The organism is Plastoroseomonas hellenica, assembly GCF_018129085.1.
GTDB classification, from domain to species: domain Bacteria; phylum Pseudomonadota; class Alphaproteobacteria; order Acetobacterales; family Acetobacteraceae; genus Plastoroseomonas; species Plastoroseomonas hellenica.
Genome location: NZ_JAAGBB010000121.1, coordinates 1 through 4,439 on the forward strand (window position 1 = coordinate 1; position 4,439 = coordinate 4,439).

The following is a 4,439-nucleotide window of genomic DNA, read 5'->3' on the forward strand; positions in this document are numbered from 1 at the left end:
CCTCCGCACCGGGCAGCAGCGCCCCGAACGCCGCCGCCGCCAGCACCACCGCCAGCACCGGCAGCGGCCCCGGCGCCCCGGCTGCCAGCAGCCCCGCGGCCAGCGCAAGCCCGGCCCTGACGCCATCGGACGGCCCATCCAGCCGCAGCAGCAGCGCCAGCCCCATGGCCGCCACCCCGAGCAGCACCGGCAGCACACGCCAGAGCCCGGCACCCCAGGCCGGAGCACCCGCCATCCACCAGGCCCCCGCCAGCACGGCGAGGATCGCGGCGGGAAAGCCGAGCCCCGCCAGCCGGCCGCGGAGGATGCCGGCCAGCACCAGCCCGAGCAGGGCCAGGCCGGCGGCGAGCATCGGCAGGCGGTCGATGAGGTGGCGCGGCGTCGCGGTGACCAGGCCGATCGTCACCATCCAGCCGACCGCGAGGCCAAGCCCGAGTCCCGCCGGGGCCAGCGCCGGCTGCCCGGCGCGCCTGAGGCCGAAGACCCAGAGCAGCGCCACGGCCAGCGCGACCGGCACCGCGCGCCATGGCCAGAGCGAATCGAGCGTCATGCGGCCATGCTGGCGCATCCGGGCTGGCATCGCGACCGCGCCGCCATAAGTTGGCAGTCGGCTTTGTCGCCGGAAGGGGATCCCTGCATGGCTGAGGCGTGGCGCCGCGTGAAGGTCTGGGACGGCTGGGTGCGGTTGTTCCACTGGGCGCTGATGGCGCTGGTCGCGGCGTCCTGGGGGACGGCGCAGACCGGCAATTGGCGCCTGCATTTCCTGTCCGGCTACTCCATCCTGGCGCTGCTCGGCTTTCGCATCCTCTGGGGCTTCCTCGGCTCCGACACCGCGCGGTTCGGGCGGTTCCTGCGTTCACCCGTCGTCGTCGCGCGCTATCTGGGCGGGATCTTTAAGCGCGGCCCCGACACGGAGCCGGGGCACAACCCGGCCGGCGGCTGGATGGTGGCGCTGATGCTGGCGCTGCTGCTGGCCCAGGTCGGCACCGGCCTCTTCGCCGATCCTGACGACTACGTGGTGCGCGGCCCCTTCGCGGCACGGATCGACAGCGCCACGAGCTACGCCGTGGCGGGATGGCATTTCCGGCTGTTCAACGTGATCCTGGCCGTGGTCGCGCTGCATGTGCTGGCGATCCTGGCCTATCGCCTGATCAAGCGGCACGACCTGCTGGCCCCGATGCTGACCGGCCGCAAGCGGATGCCACCCGAAGCACCGGCGCCGCGCATCGCCTCCCCGCTGCTGGGTGCCGTTCTCTTCGCACTGGCGGCCGGCGCGGCCTATGCGCTCAGCCGCTTCGGCGCGGCGCCCTGAAGCTTGCTGTTGCGAGCATCTTCACCCGTTCAGGTGATCCCACCTGAACGGGATCTGCTCTTCGCGCCGCGCCAGAAGAGATCAGCGGGCCCGATAGGCCCGATGGCAGGCGCCACAGGTGGCGCCGGTCTGCTGAAAGGCGGTCGCGAAGCCCGCGGGGTCGCCGGCCGTCGCGGCGACGCGCAGCGCGCCGAGCTGGGTCACCATATTGGCCGCCGCCCGCTGGAAGCCGCCATTGTCGGACCAGACCGCCGGCAGCGCGCCGGTCTGCCCGGGCTCCCGGCCCGTCGGCGTGCCGGAGCCTTCCGGGAAGCGCGTCGGGAAAGTCTGAAAGAACGCGGTCATCTGCTCGATCCGCGCCGCCGCGGGGCGCGGATCGCCGCGGCTGTCGGCGATGGCCTTCATCGCCTCCATCTCGCGGCCCATGCCGCGAAGCCCCTCCCGCCGCGCATTGATGACATCCGGCTGCGCGATGGCGGCGCCGACGGCGGAAAACATGGCCAGCAGTCCGCCGGCGATCAAAAGAGCCCGCATCCTGTCGTCTCCTGGTGGCCGGGCCCGTCCCGGCCGCGCGCGACAGTCGCAGCAAGGCCGTGACCGCCGCAAGCGCGTCCAGGCGCCGTTCGGGGGGTGTTGCCGCCCGGGCGGGACCAAGCTATACGCCGCCACCCGCAGGCACCGGAGTGTAGCTCAGCCTGGTAGAGCACTGTGTTCGGGACGCAGGGGCCGGAGGTTCGAATCCTCTCACTCCGACCAACAGAAACCCCTGGGAAACCAGGGGTTTTTTGTTGCCTGCCTGGCCACCCCGTACCCGATGTTGATCCGCCCTCCCCGTCACCCCAATTTGCAGGGCGACAGCAGGAGGATCGGGGTCGGGTCATGTCCGAAGCGCAGCAGCATTACCGGATCTTCGGGACCGCTCGCGGCTTCTGCGGCGTCGCCTGGAACGATCTCGGCATCACCGCCTTCCTGCTCCCGACGAAGACCGCCGAGGCGGCGGAGCGGCTGTTGCTGCGCCGCGCCCCGGATGCCGAGCCCGGGACACCGCCGCCCATGGTCGCGGACGCCATCGCCGCGGCCCGGGCCTATTTCGAGGGTGAGGCGACCGACTTCTCGCGCTTCCCCCTCGACCTCGGCGCACAGGACGCGCTGTTCGAGAGGATCTATGCCGCGGTGAGGATGCTGCGCTGGGGCGAGACCACCACCTATGGGGCACTTGCCAAGGCGCTGGGCGCCGGGCCGGAGGTGGCGCGCGAGGTCGGGCAGGCGATGGCGCGGAACCCGGTCCCGCTCATCATTCCCTGCCATCGCGTCCTCGCCGCCGGCGGCCGGATCGGCGGCTTCTCCGCGCCGGGCGGCACGGAGTCCAAGGCGCATATGCTGGCGCTCGAAGGCGTGCGTCCGACGGAGCCGCCGGGGGCCGCGCAACAGGCCTTCAGCTTCTGAGGTCGGAGAGTTCTCCGGCGATGGTCGGCAGCAGCTCGGCCACCGTCGGATGGATCGCCATGGTCGCAGCAAATTGCGTCGCCGGGGTTCCCGCCGCCATCGCCGCCAGGATCTCGTGCACGGCTTCGTCGCCGCCGGGGCCGAGGACCGCGCCCCCGAGGATCGCATCCGTCTCCGCGTCGACGATCACCCGCATCAGGCCGTGGGTCTCGCCCTTCTCCACCGCGCGCGCGACCCGCGTCATGGGCCGCATGCCGACGCGGATCTTCCGCCCTGCCGCGCGCGCCTGCGCCAGGGTCATCCCGACGCGGCCGAGCGGCGGGTCGGTATAGAGGGCATAGGCGGGGATCCGGTGCGCGACGGAGCGGGCGGCACCGTCCAGGAGGTTGCGCGCGACGATCTGGAAGTCGTCATAGGCGGTGTGCGTGAAAGCGCCGCGCCCGTTGCAATCGCCGAGCGCCCAGATCCCCTCGACATTGCTGCGCAGCCCGTCATCCACCGTGATGTAGCCGCCGCGATCGGTCACCACGCCCGCCTTCTCCAGGCCGAGATCGTCAGTGTTGGGGCGGCGGCCGACGGCGACCAGCAAGTGGCTGCCGGTGACCATCGGCGAGTCCCGATCGACGCGCACCGCAACGCCGTCGCCATCCGCGGCGACGCCGATGCAGGTCGCGTTCGACCGGACCGCGATACCTTCCTCCTCGAGGAAGGCCCGGATCGCCTCGGAGACGTCCTCGTCCTCGCGGGCGATCAGGCGTTCCCCCTTCTCGATCACCGTGACCTCGGCGCCGAAGCGGCGGAAGATCTGTGCGAATTCGAGCCCGATGTAGCTGCCGCCGATGATGACGAGGTGGCGTGGCACCTCCCTGAGACGCAGCGTAGTGGAGCTCGTCAGGAAGGGCACGGCGGCGAGGCCCGGGATATCGGGGACCAGCGGCCGGGCGCCGACATTGAGGAAGATCCTGCCGGCGGTCAGTTGCCTGTCCCCGACCCGGACCAGGCGCGCCCCTTCGAAGACGGCGTGGCCGCGGATCAAGGTGCAGCGCTCCATCCCCGTCAGCCAGCGCTCCAGGCCCGACCGGCTGGCCTGGACAATGGCATTCACCCGGTCGCTGACGGCCGCCATGTCGACCCGCATCACCCCGCCTGACAGGGTGATGCCATAGTCAGCCGCGCGCGCGATGGTGTTGGCGGCCTTGGCGCTCGCCACCATGGCCTTGGTCGGTGTGCAGCCGGCATTGACGCAGGTCCCGCCGACCAGGCCACGCTCGATGAGTGCCACGGTCATGCCGGACGCGGTGAGCCGCCCGGCCAGGGCCGGCGCCGCCTGGCCGGTTCCGATGATGATCGCATCGAAGCTTTCGGGCATGCCTGCGTCCCTCCCGAGGTGCGGGCCCAACCTATCACCCTGCCCATGCCTCTCCCCGCCGGGGTCGCGGGCTCATGCCGGAATCTTGTTGCCCGAGCGTCCCGCCGGCTGTCATTCCGGCCCATGCTTGACCGCCCGCGGCCTCTGCCGCGACTCTCGGGCTCGTCACCAAGGACGAACGATGGACCTCTCCCGCATCCTGGGCACCGTGCTCGAAGGCGCGCTGCAGCCGCCGCGCCGGGCCGCGCGCCGGCGCCGCACCACCGCCATCCCGGGCCTCGGCCGGTCCCGCTCCGGCACCGCGCAGTTGAC

Annotated in this window: 5 protein-coding genes and 1 tRNA gene; 3 read left to right on the forward strand and 3 right to left on the reverse strand. The window is 71.9% G+C overall.

Annotated features, from left to right (window positions below; all coding sequences use genetic code 11):
- Window positions 1–550 (reverse strand): hypothetical protein (locus tag GXW71_RS34210; RefSeq protein WP_211858507.1); only part of this gene is annotated, 550 nt, incomplete at its 3' end.
- A gap of 87 nt (window positions 551–637) precedes the next feature.
- Here GXW71_RS34210 and GXW71_RS34215 point away from each other — a divergent pair.
- A complete protein-coding gene (locus GXW71_RS34215; protein WP_211858512.1) occupies window positions 638–1,312 on the forward strand; it encodes a cytochrome b/b6 domain-containing protein in 675 nt (224 codons plus the stop codon).
- Window positions 1,313–1,393: 81 nt separating this feature from the next.
- Here GXW71_RS34215 and GXW71_RS34220 read toward each other — a convergent pair whose 3' ends face one another.
- On the reverse strand, window positions 1,394–1,846 hold the full coding sequence (locus GXW71_RS34220) for a c-type cytochrome (protein WP_211858513.1): 453 nt from the start codon (window positions 1,844–1,846) through the stop codon (window positions 1,394–1,396).
- A 145-nt stretch (window positions 1,847–1,991) separates the two neighbouring features.
- Between GXW71_RS34220 and GXW71_RS34225 the strand changes: the two genes are divergently transcribed.
- Together GXW71_RS34225 and GXW71_RS34230 are read left to right on the forward strand one after the other, a co-directional pair.
- A tRNA-Pro gene (locus tag GXW71_RS34225) sits at window positions 1,992–2,068 on the forward strand.
- A gap of 123 nt (window positions 2,069–2,191) precedes the next feature.
- Window positions 2,192–2,758, forward strand: coding sequence for a methylated-DNA--[protein]-cysteine S-methyltransferase (locus GXW71_RS34230; protein ID WP_211858516.1), 567 nt, complete (start codon window positions 2,192–2,194; stop codon window positions 2,756–2,758).
- Here GXW71_RS34230 and GXW71_RS34235 read toward each other — a convergent pair.
- Complete coding sequence (locus GXW71_RS34235; protein WP_211858518.1) at window positions 2,748–4,127, reverse strand: FAD-containing oxidoreductase; 1,380 nt, start codon at window positions 4,125–4,127, stop codon at window positions 2,748–2,750. The two genes, GXW71_RS34230 and GXW71_RS34235, sit on opposite strands and share 11 nt — an antisense overlap.
- Window positions 4,128–4,439 lie beyond the last annotated feature (312 nt).